Raw genomic sequence first — 15,764 nt, 5'->3', positions numbered from 1 at the left:
ACTCGTTTAGTAAACGGTGAAGCCCTTGTCGCGGAAGACGTCACGAATTGCTTCGATATCCTCCGGCTTTGGCGGCTTCGTATCCTCAAGGGTGTACGGATAGCCCAGTTCATGCCACTTATCAGCACCCATGTTGTGGAACGGAAGCACCTCGATACGCTCGACGTTGTTGCTCCAACGCCCCACGATCTTGGCGACGTTTCGCACATTTTCCGGGGAATCCGTCAGGCCTGGAACCACCACGAAGCGGATCCACACCGGCTTACCCATCGCCGACAGTCGGTCACCGAAATCGATGGTTGGCTGCAGCTCGCGGCGAGTGACCTTTTTGTAGGTTTCTTCGTCGCCAGACTTGACGTCGAGAAGCACAAGATCGATGTTTTCCAGGTCTTCGTCCCGCAGGCGCGTACCCAAAAAGCCCGAGGTATCGATGGTGGTATGGATACCCGCATCGTGGACTTCCTTGAGCACGCGGCGCGTGAACGCAATCTGGAACAACGGCTCGCCACCTGAGATGGTCAGACCGCCACCGGAAGTCTTGAAGATGGGCTTGTAGCGCTTGATGCGCTTGACGACGTCCTCGATGCGCTCGAGGGTGCCCACCTTCATCTCCATGGTGTCTGGGTTGTGGCAATACTGACAGCGCAGTGGGCAACCGGACATGAACATCGTCATGCGGGTACCTGGACCATCGACGGAGGTCACCAGCTCCCAGGAGTGCACCAAGGCGATATCGCCAGTACGGCGTGCCTCCATGAGCTCCGGGCGCTTGATCTCGTCGAGGGAGTTATCGGTACCTAGGCCGGCGGCCGCACCGCGCACCTTCTCGCCCGCTTGGGGGTCGAGGTGCACGACTCCAGTAATGCCATCAGCCATTTTTTATGAACCCTGGTGGAAGGTACGGGAGATAACGTCGAGCTGCTGCTCCTTGGTCAGCTTGACGAAGTTAACTGCGTAGCCAGAAACACGGACGGTCAGGTTCGGGTACTTCTCTGGGTGCTCGACAGCGTCCTCGAGGGTTGCCTTGTCCAGAACGTTGATGTTTGCGTGGTACAGGCCCGCGTTCATCTGGTGCTCGTCGCGGTTAGCCTTCATGTCTGCCAAGCGCTCGTCGAAAGTTGGGGTTGCCATGGTGATACTCCTTGAAGTGAGTTGAGGTTGAATGGGGGAAACTTGATTGCCGGGGTGGCTTACTTGGACTCCATGATGAAGCCTGCGTCCAGCACGCCCACCAGGTTGTCGATGCGCTCCTCCGGAGTGCGGCCGAGACCAGACGGGGTGATGGTGTTGGTCAGCGAGATGCCGTCCAACGCATCCTTGTAGTCCAGCTTGCCCACCGACAGCATGGAAGCGACCATGCCGTGGCTGTCAGCGCCGTTCTCTGGGTTTGCGCCCGGCGCGAACGGGGTGCCTGCCTTGTGGCCGGATGGGAAAGCACCGGTTGCCTTGCCGTAGACCACGTTGGAGGTAATGGTCAGAACGGACTGGGTTGGAATTGCGTTGCGGTACATCGGGATGGCCTTAATCTTATCCATCACGGTGTGGACGATGGTTGCGGCGATGTCGTCGGCGCGGTCATCATCGTTGCCGTAGAACGGGAAGTCGCCCTCGGTCTTGTAGTCAACGATGAGGCCGGACTCGTCACGGACCGGGTACACCTTGGCGTACTTGATGGCGGACAGGGAGTCAGCCACGATGGACAGGCCAGCGATGCCGCAGCCCATGGAGCGAACGATGTTGGAATCGTGCAGCGCCATCTCGACTGCCTCGTAAGCGTACCTATCGTGGCAGTAGTGGATGATGTTCAGAGCCTCGACGTAGGTGCCGACTACCCAGTCGAGCATCTCCTCGTACTTCTTCCAAACCTCGTCGAAGTCGAGCGGGCCGTCGCCCTGGATAGCGTCGTAGCCCTCAACAACCTGCTTGCCGGTAACCTCGTCGCGGCCGCCGTTGATGGCGTAGAGCAGGGCCTTTGCAGCGTTGACGCGAGCGCCGAAGAACTGCATCTGCTTGCCAACTTCCATCGGGGAAACACAGCAAGCAATCGCTGCGTCGTCGCCCCACTGCTCACGAATCTGCCTATCAGACTCGTACTGAATGGAAGAAGTGGTGATCGAGATGTGAGCACAGAACTTCTTGTAGCCCTCTGGCAGTGCTGGGTCCCAGAAAATGGTGATGTTTGGCTCTGGTGACGGGCCAAGGTTGACCAGGGTCTGCAGCAGACGGAAGGAGGTCTTGGTGACCATGTGGCGGCCGTCATTGCCGAAACCAGCGTCAGACCAAGTTGCCCAGTATGGGTCGCCGGAGAAGATCTGGTCGTAGTCCTCGGTGCGCAGGAAGCGAACGATGCGCAGCTTCAGAACGAGATGGTCGATGATTTCCTGTGCGTCCTCTTCGGTGATGATACCGGCTGCGAGGTCGCGCTCGAAGTAGCAGTCGAAGAATGCAGACAGGCGGCCGATGGACATTGCGGCGCCGTCCTGGGACTTGATGGAAGCCAAGTAGCCGAAGTAGGTCCACTGAACAGCTTCGTGAGCAGTCTTTGCAGGACCGGAGATGTCGAAGCCGTAGGACTGAGCCATGGCCTTGAGCTTCTTCAGAGCCTTGATCTGCTCTGCATGCTCCTCGCGGTAGCGTGCCCAGTGTTCGCTGAATCCGAGCTCGCCGACCTCATGCTTCTTAGCGTCCTTCTCGGCAATCAGGTAGTCGACACCGTAGAGAGCCACGCGGCGGTAGTCACCGATGATGCGGCCGCGACCGTATGCGTCAGGCAGACCGGTGATGATGTGTGATGATCGAGCCGCACGAATACGTGGGGTGTAGATATCGAAGACGGCGTCGTTGTGGGTCTTGCGGTAGCGGGTGAAGATCTTCTTGATGTCTTCCTCCGGCTCCTTGCCTGCCTCACGGATGGCCTGCTCAACCATGCGCCAGCCGCCGTTTGGCATCATGGCACGCTTGAGCGGAGTGTCGGTCTGCAAGCCGACGATGACGTCGTCATCCTCAGAGATGTAGCCGGCCGGGAAAGCATCGATGTCGGTTGGGGTGTGGGTGTCGACATCGAAAATGCGCTTTTGGCGCTCTACTGACAGGTAGTCCTTTTCGAGGGTGTCCCACGTGCGCTGGGTCTTTTCGGTTGGGCCCGCGAGGAAGGAAGCGTCTCCATCGTACGGAGTGTAGTTGCGCTGGATGAAGTCCCGGACGTTGATGCCTTCAGTCCATGGACCAGGCTCGAATCCTTTCCAGGCTTCAAACTGCAGCGGTTGCGTTGCGGTGGTCACGATTGTGACTCCCTTCTTGTTTGACACATTTCATTCAAGTGATTCGGGGCGCCTTGCCGCTGTTTCCTGTCACTGTGTTCCGTACGTTTCCTAGCGGAAACTTTGGTCTCACCCTTAAGCGACGAGCGCCTCTTGTCTCCAATTTTAGGAGCCGTGACTGCACCCTCCTACTTGAGCAATTGTGCAACAGAGCACATCCGCGTTTATTCGATGCCCACGCAGGTCATCAATTTCATAAAAGACGGACATACCGTTTAGATCGGGGGTAAATTGCCCCCGATCGTAAGCTTCCCCACAACGCATTGATAGCTTTTTTATCAGCAATTTCCGAATTACCTGCCGATCGGAAGAAAACCATTGTTGCGAATTTCTATAGCTAAACACCAGCTCAGATTCTTAATGCACATAGTGTTTATTTACTTCAGTAACAGGATAAATCGGGCACAAAATCACATTCTGCGCCCGATTGTTTCCACTTCCGATCGCGATTTTCGCAAGCTTTAGAAAGGCAAGCGTGGCAGCGGAATTCCCAGTGTTCGGCTCAAGAAATTCGCCAGCGCAAAGCCTCCACCGACTACCGCCAAAAGGCCCACCAACACCGCGGCTAGGACGCCGCCGCTACTCGACGCCCCGCTCGACAGGCCCGCCGTAGAGCCAGTGGAAGACCCGGCTGCCGATCCCGAAGCCGATCCCGAAGCCGACCCGGTAGTAGATGCACCAGCATCATGATCCCGAGCAGTTAGCCACTGTTCCTTATCCAGCACGCCGCTGCTCAGACGGGTCTCGCCGATCCAGCCGTACCACGGGTCTTGTGGGTGGCCTTCTCCGCGGCCTGCGCCCATTACCCACTGCAGGTCACGCGGCAACAGCCCCTCCGCTCCCTTGGCATTACGCAAAATCGGCGCACCGTTGATGAACATCTCCACGGTGTCCTTTTCTGGGTCGTTGACCACAGCAATGTGCATCCACTCGTCCTTCGGCACCTCGTGCGACCACACAGTCGAGCCGCTTCCTTCTTCCGGCTCTGCCCACCAGCGCAACTCCCGCAGGTTCGACACACCGAACATCACGGTGGGATCAGTATCCGTCGAGCCCGGTACCAACTTGGAAATCTGCGAATCCCGCGAAATCGCACTGCCCCAGCCATGCTTTTCGCCATCAAAGTCCTCCGGCAGCTTCACAAAAGACTCAAAGGTATAGCCCGAATCGGAATCAAAGCGATTAATAGCTGCATCCTTGGCCGACTTAAACTCCGCAGTCGTAGGTTTGCCGGCCGGGTCAGCCCAATAAAGCGAGCCGCTATCCGACGACAATGGGTGATGGTCCGAGCTATACGTCACCCGGTCTGCGCCAACGACGCCGCCTTCACGATGCAAGTCACCCTCACCCGCAATATCCGGAATGATGGTGCCAGCGCCGGCAGGTGCGCCGTCGTTAAGCGCTGCACCTTCCTTGTCCATTGCCTCACCTGGACGCCAATGGAAGACAGTGTTGTCATTTTTCACAAAGTCATCCGGACCCTGCGGAAGCTCATCGGCCTTAATTTCGTATGGCCGATAACCGGCAGACACGATATCGCGCGCCTCCTGCGCCAAATCGCCATTGTTTTCATCACCGACCTGGAACTGCGGGTCAAAATCAGCGAAGCGTTCCGCGAAATTGAACGGAATCTTGTAACTATCGCCCTTGCCCTCCAAAATCAGCTCATCGAATTGCGTGAGTTCTTCCTGGGGCTTCTGCGCGACCCATGGCGAAAGCGCTGCCATCTCGAGTTCGTTGCCGGTGAGATCAAACTCAAGGACGCCCAAAAGGCCGTTTCCGCCCTGATAGGCCATCTGATAATCCTGCAAGATAGCTACAACATCGTGTCCGTAGTCGTTCTTGTCCACTCGGTAGCCTGCGCCATGGTGATGACCACCCATGGTGAGGAAAATCTGGTCGTTTTTACTGATGAAATCGTCCCACAAGTGCTTGCCATAATCGTCTGAATAGAAAACCTCACCGGAGCCATCAATGTTCAAGACCTCATGGGTAGTCAGGATTACCGGAAGGTCAGGGTGTTCATCGATAGCCTGCTGCGCCCAATCCAGCACCTCGTTGTTGGCGCGCCATGCAAGGGCCAAGACCAAATACTCTTGGCCTTCGGCTTCAAAAATGTGGTACTCGGAATCAGAATCGACCCCAGTGAAGCGTTCCTGGAACGTCGAGTTGGCCTCCTTGGCGCGGTCAGCCCCAAACCACTGGTTGAAAGGCTGGTAGGAAGCATCGCCGGTCAAGTCGTGATTGCCAGGAAGGATGGAGTAGTTAAGATCCGACTGGTCGAGCGTACGCATCGCCTCGTCGGCGACCTTCCACTCCCCTTCCACATCAGACTGGTCCACGACATCGCCCAAGTGAGTAGCAAACTGCATATTTAGGGCGTCTTTGTTTTCCGCAAGCCATTCGGTTTGCGCCCGATAAGGCTCACTTCCGTAGCGCTCCTGCGCGAGGTTGCCAGTCTCAGGGGTGGAATAGCGAGAGTAGAACTGCGTATCGGGAAGCACGCCGAGTGTAAAGCGTGAGCCTTCCGAAGCAGACTGCGCCAGCGCATGTGGGGCAACGAGGCTGCTTGCGCACAGCGAAGAGATAACAAGAATGCCGATTTTACGATGCGAGAGGACCATGAATTTTCTCCGTTTGAGATTCCGGGGGACCTCAAGAGCCTAAGAAACTTAGGTTGCGAAAGTATTACCTTCACGTGAAATGTTGGGCTAAGTAGCAAAAAGTGTGTCTGATTCCAAGCATTGGTGCTGGCCAGAATATATAAATGCTTGGTTTGTTTCATCGAATACGAAATAGGCCAGGTTAGATAGCGAAATACCGCTTTCGATGTGAGTCTGTGGTAGTCCACAGCATCCGACTCTTAGAAGCCGTGAATACAACTTCATTGTCGCGGGGGTTCATCAGAGCGGAATGCAACGGTTTAGATTAGCTACCTGCAGCGCATTGCAGGTGGAACGCTTAAAGGCTTCATACCGGCCCTCTACGCCGCCTCAAACGAGGCGCACACAAACTGGTATGTGCGATCTCCGAGGCGCGCACCTTGTGCTCACAACGATGGAAGCCACGTAGCCCCTAGGAGGCTTTATGCCCGGAGATACGTACCCACGACACGCCGTAGCGGACACACTTTTTGCTACTTAGCCCGAAATGTTCATGGCGCCAAGAAATAAGCCCTGAACGGCAAAAAGCCTCCGTGTGACACGGAGGCTAAGCGTGCGCCCGGAGAGACTTGAACTCTCACGTCATAAGACACTAGAACCTAAATCTAGCGCGTCTGCCAATTCCGCCACGGGCGCTTGCAACGAAAGTAGTTTACATGTTTTCTACGCCCACGCTAAAACTGGCGCACCCGAATCCAGTTTTTTGTTTGTGTTGAGTAGGCTGTTACGGGTGAGTAATAACAAAGCGCCAAAGCGGCAGAAGCTGAAAGTGCGATGGTGGCATATCGTCCTCATCGCGTTTTTCGTGGTGCTCTTTTTATTGCTCGCCTACTGGCAGTGGACGCGCTTCCGCTCCGGCTCCGGCACCTTCCAAAATTTAGGCTATGCCTTCCAATGGCCACTCTTCGCTGTCTTTGTGGTTTATGCGTATAAGACCGCCCTAGGTTATGAAAATGAGCGCATCGAGGCAGAGAACGAAGCCGCCGAAATGGGTGTCACGGACTACCAGCACCAAGCAAAGTCCGAGCAAGGCGAAGTCACTAAGATCGATGAGGACTTCTTGCCGCAGCGCCCGCAGATGGACGTAGAAACTTTTAACGCCTTAAACCAACAGCGCCGCAGGCGTGGCGACGACCAGAATTAGAAAGTAGGGCCATGACTAACCAAGTTCACCCAGACCGTAAGGCCCGCATCCGCGGCCCACTCAAGTTCTTTTCCATCGCCGCAACCGTGACCGGTATCTTCCTACTTCTCTTGGTTGCGCGCATGGTTCTCGAGTACGTCGTCGGCGTGGAGATTCCGCACTGGGGCCTCTACATTGCCCAGGCCCACGGCGTGGCTTACATGATTTACTTGCTTTCGATTCTCATCCTCGGCCCGCGTGCGCTGTGGCCAGCAGGCAAGCTCATCACCACTGCCCTAGCCGGCGTTGTGCCTTTCCTATCTTTCTGGATGGAATACAAGCGACGCCGCGAAGTCACCGAGCAATTCCAGCTTTAGTCCAGAAGCAGAAGGCCCAGCATCTGCTGGGCCTCAAGTGTATCCGGGGTAAAGCTACGCCAGCTTGGCGATGACGCTAGTAAGCTGCGCCAGCGCACGCCCGCGGTGGGAAACCGCGTTCTTTTCCTCCGGGCTCATTTGTGCCGAGGAGCGCTGCTCGCCCTCCGGCTGGAAAAGCGGGTCATAGCCGAAGCCATTCTCGCCCTTTGGTGCGCGCAGCAGCATTCCTGGCCACCGGCCCTCAGCTACGTGTTCCGCGCCGTCTGGCGTGACCAATGCGCACACGGAGACAAAGGCGGCTTGGCGTCGTTCGTCGGGAACATCAGCCATCTGTGCGAGAAGCAGCTCGTTGTTGGCTTGGTCATCGCCGTGCTGACCAGACCAGCGCGCGGAGAGCACGCCCGGCATTCCATTGAGCTCTTCGACGGCGATACCCGAGTCATCCGCAATCGTGGCGATACCAGTATTGGCAACGCCAGCACGGGCCTTAATCAGTGCGTTATCGGCAAACGTGCGTCCGTCCTCCACCGGTTCGTCATACGCCGGCACAGCGGAAAGCGGTAGCAACTCGACGCCTTCGATTCCCGCGTCTGCGAGGATGCGTTCGAGCTCGCCAAGTTTCTTCTTATTATTCGATGCGACGAGAAGCTTTACCATCCCAAAGCAGCCTTCTGCGCAGCAATCAGCTCGGTGCAGCCCTTCTGGGCCACATCCAGCATGGAGTTCAGCTCAGCGCGGCCGAACAAGCCGTGCTCGCCGGTGCCCTGAATCTCCACGAAGTCGCCGCCTTCCTGCATCACCACGTTCAGGTCGACCTCCGCGCGGGAATCTTCTTCATAAGGCAGGTCGAGGCAAATCTCGCCATCGATGATGCCCACGGATACCGCGGCGATTGGGTCCAGCAGCGGCTCGCCGGGCACGACGCCCTCGGACTTCAGGTACTCGATAGCATCTGCCAAGGCCACGTACGCACCGGTAATCGAAGCCGTGCGGGTACCGCCGTCTGCCTGCAGAACGTCGCAGTCGAGCTGGATGGTGTTCTCGCCCAGCTCGGAAAGGTCCACGGCAGCGCGCAGAGAGCGCCCGACCAAGCGGGAAATCTCGTGAGTACGGCCCTTGACTTTGCCCTTCATGGACTCGCGAGGCATGCGGTCGTGCGTGGCTGCCGGCAGCATCGAGTACTCAGCGGTCAACCAGCCCTCGCCGGAGTCCTTCTTAAAGCGCGGCACGCCAAACTCCACGGAGGCGGTACACATCACGCGGGTGTTGCCAAACTCGACGAGCACGGAACCTGCCGGGTTGGTGGTGAAGTTACGGGTAATACGCACGCTACGCATTTGGTCTAGCGCGCGACCATCAGCACGAGAAAAATCAGTCATGCACCCAAGGGTACTAGAGCTCGAACTCCATGCCCGGCGCGCCCAAGACGATCTCACCGTCGAACTCCGCCTGCGCTGCACGCAGGGTTTCTGAACTATCTCCCCATGGCTGGAGGTGGACGAGCACCAGCTTAGCGACGCCCGCCTCCCGCGCCACGCGGCCAGCCTCCGCGCCCGACATATGCATGTTAGGGGCCTTGCCTTCCGACGTCGCGCCCCATGCGGCCTCGCAGAGGAAGAGGTCGGCGTCGCGGGCAGCATCGACAAGCGCGGGGGTCGGGCAGGTATCGCCGGAGTAAGTAATGGTCTTACCGGTCTTCGCATGCTCCATGCGCAGCGAATACGTCTCCACTGGGTGGATCACCTTAAAGGGTGTCATATAGACGTCATCGATGAGCTGACTTTCACGGTCTATCCACGGGGAAAAGGCGAAGGTATCCGACATATCGTCGACGCCATCGACCTCGTCGGAGGAAAGACGACCCAAATGCTGTGGCGTATATGACGGCCCAAGGCAAAAATTGCGCGAAGGCGCAGGCGCCGTGGGATGGAAGCGACGCCAGACCATCAACGAGGGAAAGTCCATGCAGTGGTCGGCGTGAAGATGGCTAAATGCGACATGCGCATTGCAGGGGTCTTGGGCTTCTTGTAGGCGCGCCAAAGTTCCAGGACCCATATCCATCACGATTGATGGCGCATCAGGAAAGGACACCAGATACCCAGAGGCGGCGTTTCCCGGGACTGGGACGGAGCCGGAACAGCCAAGAATCGTCAGCTTCATGTGTCCAATAGTTCCACGAAACCTTCCCGATTGCTGGGATTGGGGTGAAAAAGACGTGAAACCGTGTCACGCGCGGTAGGTCACAATTGCGGGCCTAAGAAGCGGGAAGCCAAACGCGAAAAGGTCTCTGGGTCACCGGTTGATTCGAATTTACGGATCGGAGTGGCGTCTTCCGGCGCCAGCATGTCGGTTTCAGTAAGGATACGCATCACGTCCTTGGCCGTTTCTTCTGCAGAGGAAACGAGGGTGACGGACTCACCCATAGCCAACTGGATGACGCCAGTGAGCAGTGGGTAATGTGTGCAGCCGAGCACCAGGGTGTCGACGCCCGCGGACTGCAGCGGTGCGAGGTAGCCCTCAGCGACGCCGAGGATCTGGCGGCCGGCAGTAATCCCCCGTTCTACAAAACCTACAAAGTCCGGACACGCCACCGCATGCGCCTCGACGTGTGGGTTGACAGCGAAAAGGTCTTGATAGGCACCAGAGTTCACGGTGCCCTCAGTACCGATAACGCCGATTTTGCCATTGCGCGTAGTAGCGATGGCGCGTCGGACTGCCGGGCGGATGACCTCAACAACCGGGATGTCATAGCGCTCGCGAGCATCGTGCAAGAAGGCCGCCGTGGCGGTATTGCAAGCGATGACGATCATCTTGCAGCCGCGTTCTACGAGTTCATCTGCAATGGCGGTAGATAGCTCGCGCACCTCAGCGATGGGACGCGGGCCGTACGGCGAATGCGCAGTATCTCCAATGTAGATGATGGACTCGTTGGGCAGCTGCTCAATGATCGTTCGCGCAACCGTGAGTCCGCCCACGCCGGAATCGAAAATACCGATCGGGGATGCAGCGGATGCCATTTACTTCTTCGCCACCTTCACTGGGTCGTCGGAAGTGATAATCATACCCGCAGCGATACCACCGATCGCGCCGAAGAGGTGCCCTTGCCACGAGACTCCCTCATAGACCGGCAGCACGCCCCACACCAAGCCCGAATAAGCAAAACCGAGGAATACGCCCAATGCCGTTTGGGCGAAAGAACGGTTAAACAGGCCACGTACGATGAGATAGCTCAGCCAGCCATAAACCAAAGAAGAAGCACCGATGTGCGAGGTACCAGGCCCGCCGAGGAGCCAAGTGCCAATGCCGGCAATCAGCACCGTGATGATCGTGACCTCCCACCAGGCTTTCCGGCCAGAAAGACCAATGAGGAAGCAAAAGATAGCGCCCGGCACCGAATTGCCGATGAGATGCTCAAAGTTCGCGTGCAGCAACGGCGCCGTAAAGATGCCCCAGATACCGTTGAAATCCAACGGGTGGATGCCGTAGTTGGCCAAGTTGCCATTAAAAAGCACGTAGTTGACCAACTGCACGGCCCATTCCACAATCAAAAAGGCCACGGCAATCCCCAGGCCTGTGCGGATGCGCCCGCCGCGCGTGTAATTTTTTGAATCGCCACGATTTTTCAAAACGGTAGAACGCGAGGAATCACCTGAAGTCATAATGGCAATAACTTTAGTCCAGCATAGAGCTATAAGCCTCTAAGCCCAGGCCAGGGGCCGCTTTCACGATTGCCTCGACGATCGCTCGTTCGACAACCTCCGCCGCAGCATCGCACAGCGCCGCTTGCGTCGCGGTATCAACCCCACCGTTTTCTGTGGCAGTCGACAGCGCGAAAAGCGTGTCCCCGTCCAACGGCGAATGCGCCGGGCGCACTGCCCGAGCGATACCGTCATGTCCCACCATGGCCAAGCGCTTGGCTTGAGCCTTGGTCACCGGGGCGTCGCAAAACACTGCCCCAATCGTGGTGTTGAGCTTGGACTCCGCGGGGTGCTGCAGCTGGCTGAAACGCGCGACGTCGATAGGCGCGGCATGCGGTGCACCAAACAGGCGCCCAGTCTCTGCGTCCACAACGTTGCCCACGGGGTTCGCTACCACCAGGGCGCCAACCGTAAACTGCCCCATCGGCGTGCGCACCTGCTGCTCCGTCAAGCCCAAACCGCCGCGGAGCTTGCCAGCAGTAGCGCCCACACCAGCGCCTACGCTGCCCGTCGAATCATCATGTTCCGCAATAGCGCGCCGCACCGCCTCCGCACCATCAGATGCTGTGGGGCACTCAGCACCAACAAGGAGATCGAAAATCACCGCCGCCGGCACAATCGGCACACGCGGACCAGGCTTGTCCTCACCCAGCACCGGGAAACCGATGCCTTGGGAAGCTAGCTCGTTCATCACGCCGTCGGCAGCCGCGAGCCCAAACGCAGAACCGCCAGCCAAAGTGATGGCATGCACGCGCTCAACGGTGTTGTGTGGCTCGAGGAGATCCGTCTCCCGCGTGCCTGGGCCGCCGCCACGAACGTCGACGCTCGCGAGCGCGCCTTCAGCGCCGCAATACAAAACCGTGACGCCAGTGTCATGCCTGCTGACATGGCCAATGGAGATAAGCGCCATGATTTAGCCCATCAACACCTGCAGCAGAGAATCCTGGCAATAAGCCAACCATTCCACGAGCATGTCGCGGTCCTCGCTCATCGATTCCTCTGGGACATCGCCTGCAGCCACAAACAAACGCAGATCGTTCAAACCCGCAAGGAAGGCATGCGCTTCTTCCTCGCTGATAGTGACCTCCACGCCGCCCGTCGGCCCCAACGCAGTGTTAATAACCTGCAGGTTCTTCAGCTTTGCGCGCGCAATGTCATTTTCATGCAAAGAACGCAAAAGAGAGTTATCGCCTTCGTATTCCTCATCCCCCGGCTTCTCAAAGTCAGGGAAAAGACGAGCCAAGGAAGGGTCTTCCGGCGCCTCCGTATGCCCAGTTGGCATATCCAGCATCTGCGCAAGCTCATCCTGCGGGGCAGACTGAGCACGGGCAATAATCGCCTCAGAGACAGTAGAGGTGAGGTCACCTAAAACCTCGCGCTCCATCGGCTCCAAAATGGTGGTGTAACGCGCCGCGCGCATCAGCGACTTCTTCTTTTTCCAAGCTTGCATCTGACTGTGCCTTCCTAGCCTGCCTGCTGCATCGTGGCCCACAGACCAGCAATCTGCAGCTTCTTTACGTCTGCCTCGACTTTGTCGCGCTCGCCCGTCGATACCGCAGCCTTGCCTTCAGTATGGACCTGCATCATCAGCTCGTTTGCGCGCTTTTTGTCGTAGCCCAAAACCGTCTGGAAGACGTAGGAAACGTAGCTCATCAGATTGACTGGGTCGTCCCAAACGATGCACATCCAAGGGAGGTTTTCGCTGGTTGCAACATCGACTTCGATGGCCTCATCTAATTCCGGAGTGGCCATGGGCGACCCCAGGCGGACAGAACCACCAGGTAGAGCAAAGTGCGCATTCATGCCTTCTACCCTATCGAAATTTCTACACATACATTAAAAGATTAAAGGAGTAATCGCTGCTAAGAAGTTGGCCGCTAGGTACCATTTCCGATGTGACTAACATCGCCGAACATACTTTTCCCTCCGACCCTGACCGCTCCACAGCGCTGCTGACCGATAAGTACGAGCTGACCATGCTCCAAGCAGCGCTCAAAGACGGTTCCGCGCACCGCCAGGTGACCTGCGAAGTTTTTGCCCGCCGTCTGCCCAATGAGCGGCGTTATGGCGTGGTCGCCGGCACTGAGCGTGTGCTACGTGCGGTTCGAGACTTCCAGTTCACCGCCCAGCAGCTGGCGCAGATGGACTTTCTCGATGAGCAGACCAAAGAATACCTGCGCAACTACCGCTTTTCCGGTCACATCGACGGCTACCGCGAGGGTGAGATTTATTTCCCTAACACTCCCCTGCTTACCGTTCGGGGCACCTTCGGCGAGTGCCTAATCCTAGAGACCGTCATCCTGTCGATCATGAACTCCGACTCGGCAGTGGCGTCGGCAGCCTCGCGAATGGTTACCGCTGCAGATGGGCGCCCCATCATTGAAATGGGCTCCCGCCGCACCCACGAATATGCCGCAGTCACCGCTGCCCGCGCCGCCTACCTGGCGGGCTTCAACGCCACCTCGAATCTGGAAGCCGGATACCGCTACGACATACCCGTCTCTGGCACCGCTGCCCACGCTTGGACGCTAGCGCACGTCAACGAGGATGGCTCACACAATGAGGAAGCAGCGTTTCGCTCCCAGATTGATACGCTCGGAGTTGATACCACCCTCTTGGTCGATACCTATGACATCACCAAGGGTGTCGAAACCGCAGTGAAAGTAGCCGGCCCACAGTTGGGCGGAGTACGTATCGATTCCGGCGATCTCGGCCCAGTTACCCGCCGCGTGCGCAAACAACTCGACGACCTAGGCAACCACAACACCAAGATTGTGGTCTCCTCCGACCTCGACGAGTTCGCCATCGCGGGCCTACGTGGCGATCCGGTTGACGTCTACGGCGTGGGTACCTCCGTCGTTACCGGCTCCGGCGCGCCAACTGCCGGCATGGTCTACAAGGTCGTTGAAGTAGAGGGCCATCCGGTGGCAAAGCGTTCTTCTTCGAAGCAATCGCAAGGCGGCGCCAAGCGTGCTTTGCGCACCTACCGCTCCACAGGTGTCGCGGTCGAGGAGATTGTGCTGCCTTTCGACGCCGCGGATCCTGACACTGGCACTCTTTCCACCCGTGAGATGACAGTCCCGCTAATGCGTGACGGAGAGATTGTCGAGGGACTACCCAACCTGCACCAGGCCCGCGAATATCGTGCCCAAGCGATTACCACCCTGCCGTGGGAAGGCCTTGCGCTTACTCGCGATGAGCCGGCAGTTCCGACCCGCCTGGTGGGATTTCCCGAGCACTCCTAACCCCGCTGGCAAAGCCACAGCTGAGTTGCGAAAACTGCGATAAACGTAGCACAGCTGTGGATAACTTTGTTGACGAATAAACGAAGCTGACCGGGCGGCTAGGCACCAGACTAGACCGGCCGAGAGTTATCCACAGGCAGAAAATTGCCTCTTGTTTTGTCTTCTTGGCAGCCCCTACTGTCAGGGCTATGACAACCACGCACCCACCGCTTATCGCAGCGTTGCGGCTCGACGTCACCAGCCTAGAGCCCATCGCTGGTCTAGACGTCCGCGCTCTCACGCGCATGGGTGTAAGCCGTGTCGATGCAACCATGGCCGTGCGCCTCGCCGAGGTTTATTACGGAAAGACTCATGCCACACGCCTTCAGGCCGCAGCCCGCACAAATGCTCAATCCCAAGGCCATAGCCTGCGCATTCTAGAGAAGATCGAGGGAAAACTAACGAAGGTACGCAACTCCTGGCAGATACGCGCTCGCCTCTGTGCCACACCGGAGCATCTTATCGACGCCACCGCCCGCAAACTCATCAAGAAGCCACCGCGGAAACCACGCGCCAGCTTTTCCCACGGCGCGAACGGATGGATGCGGCTGGCCATTACCACCGACAAACCTTGGCTGAAGGATGCTCTCCAGCGGATCACCGGCCTTAGCGATTCCGTTACCCCTAGTGAGTCGGCAATCCTAAGAGGCTTCGAAAGATTAGGGCGGGGTGAGGCCTCGCTTAGCGACGTCGCTCTTGCCCCAGCACGTGTAGCCAACGTCATCATTACGCTCGACGAACTCACCCAAATCGCACAAGGCGCTGGCGAAGAAATACAGCTGCGAGCAACCGACGGTACGGTGCGCAACGGCGCCGATTTTGTCACTGAACGCTTAACCCAGCATGGGCTTGCAACCCTCGTTCATCCGCGGCACGGGCCAGTTAATCAGTACCGTATGCAGCGTTTTGCCAATGCGAAACAAAGGGACATGGCGCTTTCGACATTTCCACAATGCGCGCATCCCGGATGTACGATTCCCGGCACAGACTGCCAGGTTGACCACATCACCCCTTGGAAGTCGGGAGGCGAAACAAATGCCGGAAACCTATTGCCCTTGTGTCGTTACCACAACGGCCTGAAAGCAGAACATGCTACCTATCGGCGAACTAAACAAGGCGTCATGTTCATCCCGCCTTTCGCTGAACCCATCGCGTGCCGAGTTGATTAGCCCTAGCCTTTCAAGATTAGCCCTAGCCTTTCAAGGACAGCTCGAAAGGCCAATTCGGCATGCCTTCAGCATTGCTCCGGCATTGCTGCGGTTGGCTCAGCCTCTGGGTTCTTACTTAGTGTGGCAAGTA

Annotated in this window: 16 protein-coding genes and 1 tRNA gene; 4 read left to right on the top strand and 13 right to left on the bottom strand. The window is 57.7% G+C overall.

Features of this window, described 5'->3' with window-relative positions; genetic code table 11:
• Positions 1–6 precede the first annotated feature (6 nt).
• From pflA to HMPREF3169_RS05115, 5 genes are all read right to left on the bottom strand, one after another.
• Positions 7–876 (bottom strand): pyruvate formate-lyase-activating protein, encoded by an 870-nt coding sequence (gene pflA, locus HMPREF3169_RS05135; protein WP_061924371.1) that lies wholly within the window; start codon positions 874–876, stop codon positions 7–9.
• Between the two features lie 3 nt (positions 877–879).
• Positions 880–1,131: an autonomous glycyl radical cofactor GrcA2 gene (grcA2, locus tag HMPREF3169_RS13500; protein WP_061924374.1), complete on the bottom strand. Its 252-nt coding sequence runs from the start codon at positions 1,129–1,131 to the stop codon at positions 880–882.
• A 59-nt stretch (positions 1,132–1,190) separates the two neighbouring features.
• The gene (pflB, locus tag HMPREF3169_RS05125; RefSeq protein ID WP_061924377.1) at positions 1,191–3,281 is read right to left on the bottom strand and encodes a formate C-acetyltransferase; all 2,091 of its coding nucleotides are present in this window, start codon (positions 3,279–3,281) and stop codon (positions 1,191–1,193) included.
• A 500-nt stretch (positions 3,282–3,781) separates the two neighbouring features.
• Positions 3,782–5,944: a LamG-like jellyroll fold domain-containing protein gene (locus tag HMPREF3169_RS05120; protein ID WP_061924380.1), complete on the bottom strand. Its 2,163-nt coding sequence runs from the start codon at positions 5,942–5,944 to the stop codon at positions 3,782–3,784.
• Positions 5,945–6,537: 593 nt separating this feature from the next.
• Positions 6,538–6,619: transfer RNA gene (locus HMPREF3169_RS05115), tRNA-Leu, on the bottom strand.
• Between the two features lie 94 nt (positions 6,620–6,713).
• Here HMPREF3169_RS05115 and HMPREF3169_RS05110 point away from each other — a divergent pair.
• Positions 6,714–7,127: a hypothetical protein gene (locus HMPREF3169_RS05110; protein ID WP_061924384.1), complete on the top strand. Its 414-nt coding sequence runs from the start codon at positions 6,714–6,716 to the stop codon at positions 7,125–7,127.
• Positions 7,128–7,138: 11 nt separating this feature from the next.
• A complete protein-coding gene (locus tag HMPREF3169_RS05105; RefSeq protein WP_061924386.1) occupies positions 7,139–7,483 on the top strand; it encodes a DUF3817 domain-containing protein in 345 nt (114 codons plus the stop codon).
• A gap of 54 nt (positions 7,484–7,537) precedes the next feature.
• Here the strand turns inward: HMPREF3169_RS05105 and rdgB are convergent, their stop codons facing one another.
• From rdgB to clpS, 8 genes are all read right to left on the bottom strand, one after another.
• Positions 7,538–8,140 carry an RdgB/HAM1 family non-canonical purine NTP pyrophosphatase gene (gene rdgB / locus HMPREF3169_RS05100; RefSeq protein ID WP_061924389.1) on the bottom strand — a complete coding sequence of 201 codons (603 nt, stop codon included), beginning with the start codon at positions 8,138–8,140 and terminating at the stop codon, positions 7,538–7,540.
• Entirely contained in the window at positions 8,134–8,862 is a 729-nt protein-coding gene (gene rph / locus HMPREF3169_RS05095) for a ribonuclease PH (RefSeq protein WP_061924392.1), read from the bottom strand. The genes rdgB and rph overlap by 7 nt, the downstream gene beginning before the upstream one ends.
• 13 nt (positions 8,863–8,875) lie before the next feature.
• Positions 8,876–9,643: an MBL fold metallo-hydrolase gene (locus HMPREF3169_RS05090; RefSeq protein ID WP_061924395.1), complete on the bottom strand. Its 768-nt coding sequence runs from the start codon at positions 9,641–9,643 to the stop codon at positions 8,876–8,878.
• A gap of 80 nt (positions 9,644–9,723) precedes the next feature.
• Positions 9,724–10,500 (bottom strand): glutamate racemase, encoded by a 777-nt coding sequence (murI, locus tag HMPREF3169_RS05085; RefSeq protein WP_061924398.1) that lies wholly within the window; start codon positions 10,498–10,500, stop codon positions 9,724–9,726.
• On the bottom strand, positions 10,501–11,142 hold the full coding sequence (locus HMPREF3169_RS05080) for a rhomboid family intramembrane serine protease (protein WP_061924401.1): 642 nt from the start codon (positions 11,140–11,142) through the stop codon (positions 10,501–10,503). It abuts the gene before it with no gap.
• A 13-nt stretch (positions 11,143–11,155) separates the two neighbouring features.
• A complete protein-coding gene (locus tag HMPREF3169_RS05075) occupies positions 11,156–12,091 on the bottom strand; it encodes a P1 family peptidase (RefSeq protein WP_201040747.1) in 936 nt (311 codons plus the stop codon).
• 3 nt (positions 12,092–12,094) lie between these two features.
• The gene (locus HMPREF3169_RS05070; RefSeq protein WP_061924406.1) at positions 12,095–12,631 is read right to left on the bottom strand and encodes a DUF2017 domain-containing protein; all 537 of its coding nucleotides are present in this window, start codon (positions 12,629–12,631) and stop codon (positions 12,095–12,097) included.
• A 14-nt stretch (positions 12,632–12,645) separates the two neighbouring features.
• The gene (clpS, locus tag HMPREF3169_RS05065; protein ID WP_201040749.1) at positions 12,646–12,984 is read right to left on the bottom strand and encodes an ATP-dependent Clp protease adapter ClpS; all 339 of its coding nucleotides are present in this window, start codon (positions 12,982–12,984) and stop codon (positions 12,646–12,648) included.
• Between the two features lie 101 nt (positions 12,985–13,085).
• Here clpS and HMPREF3169_RS05060 point away from each other — a divergent pair, with 101 nt between their 5' ends.
• Both HMPREF3169_RS05060 and HMPREF3169_RS05055 read left to right on the top strand, forming a co-directional pair.
• Positions 13,086–14,426: a nicotinate phosphoribosyltransferase gene (locus tag HMPREF3169_RS05060; protein WP_061924449.1), complete on the top strand. Its 1,341-nt coding sequence runs from the start codon at positions 13,086–13,088 to the stop codon at positions 14,424–14,426.
• 188 nt (positions 14,427–14,614) lie between these two features.
• The gene (locus tag HMPREF3169_RS05055) at positions 14,615–15,634 is read left to right on the top strand and encodes an HNH endonuclease signature motif containing protein (RefSeq protein WP_070455862.1); all 1,020 of its coding nucleotides are present in this window, start codon (positions 14,615–14,617) and stop codon (positions 15,632–15,634) included.
• Positions 15,635–15,764 lie beyond the last annotated feature (130 nt).

This window comes from Corynebacterium sp. HMSC08C04 (genome assembly GCF_001807495.1).
Classification (GTDB): domain Bacteria; phylum Actinomycetota; class Actinomycetes; order Mycobacteriales; family Mycobacteriaceae; genus Corynebacterium; species Corynebacterium simulans.
This window is presented reverse-complemented; position numbering and strand designations above follow the sequence as displayed.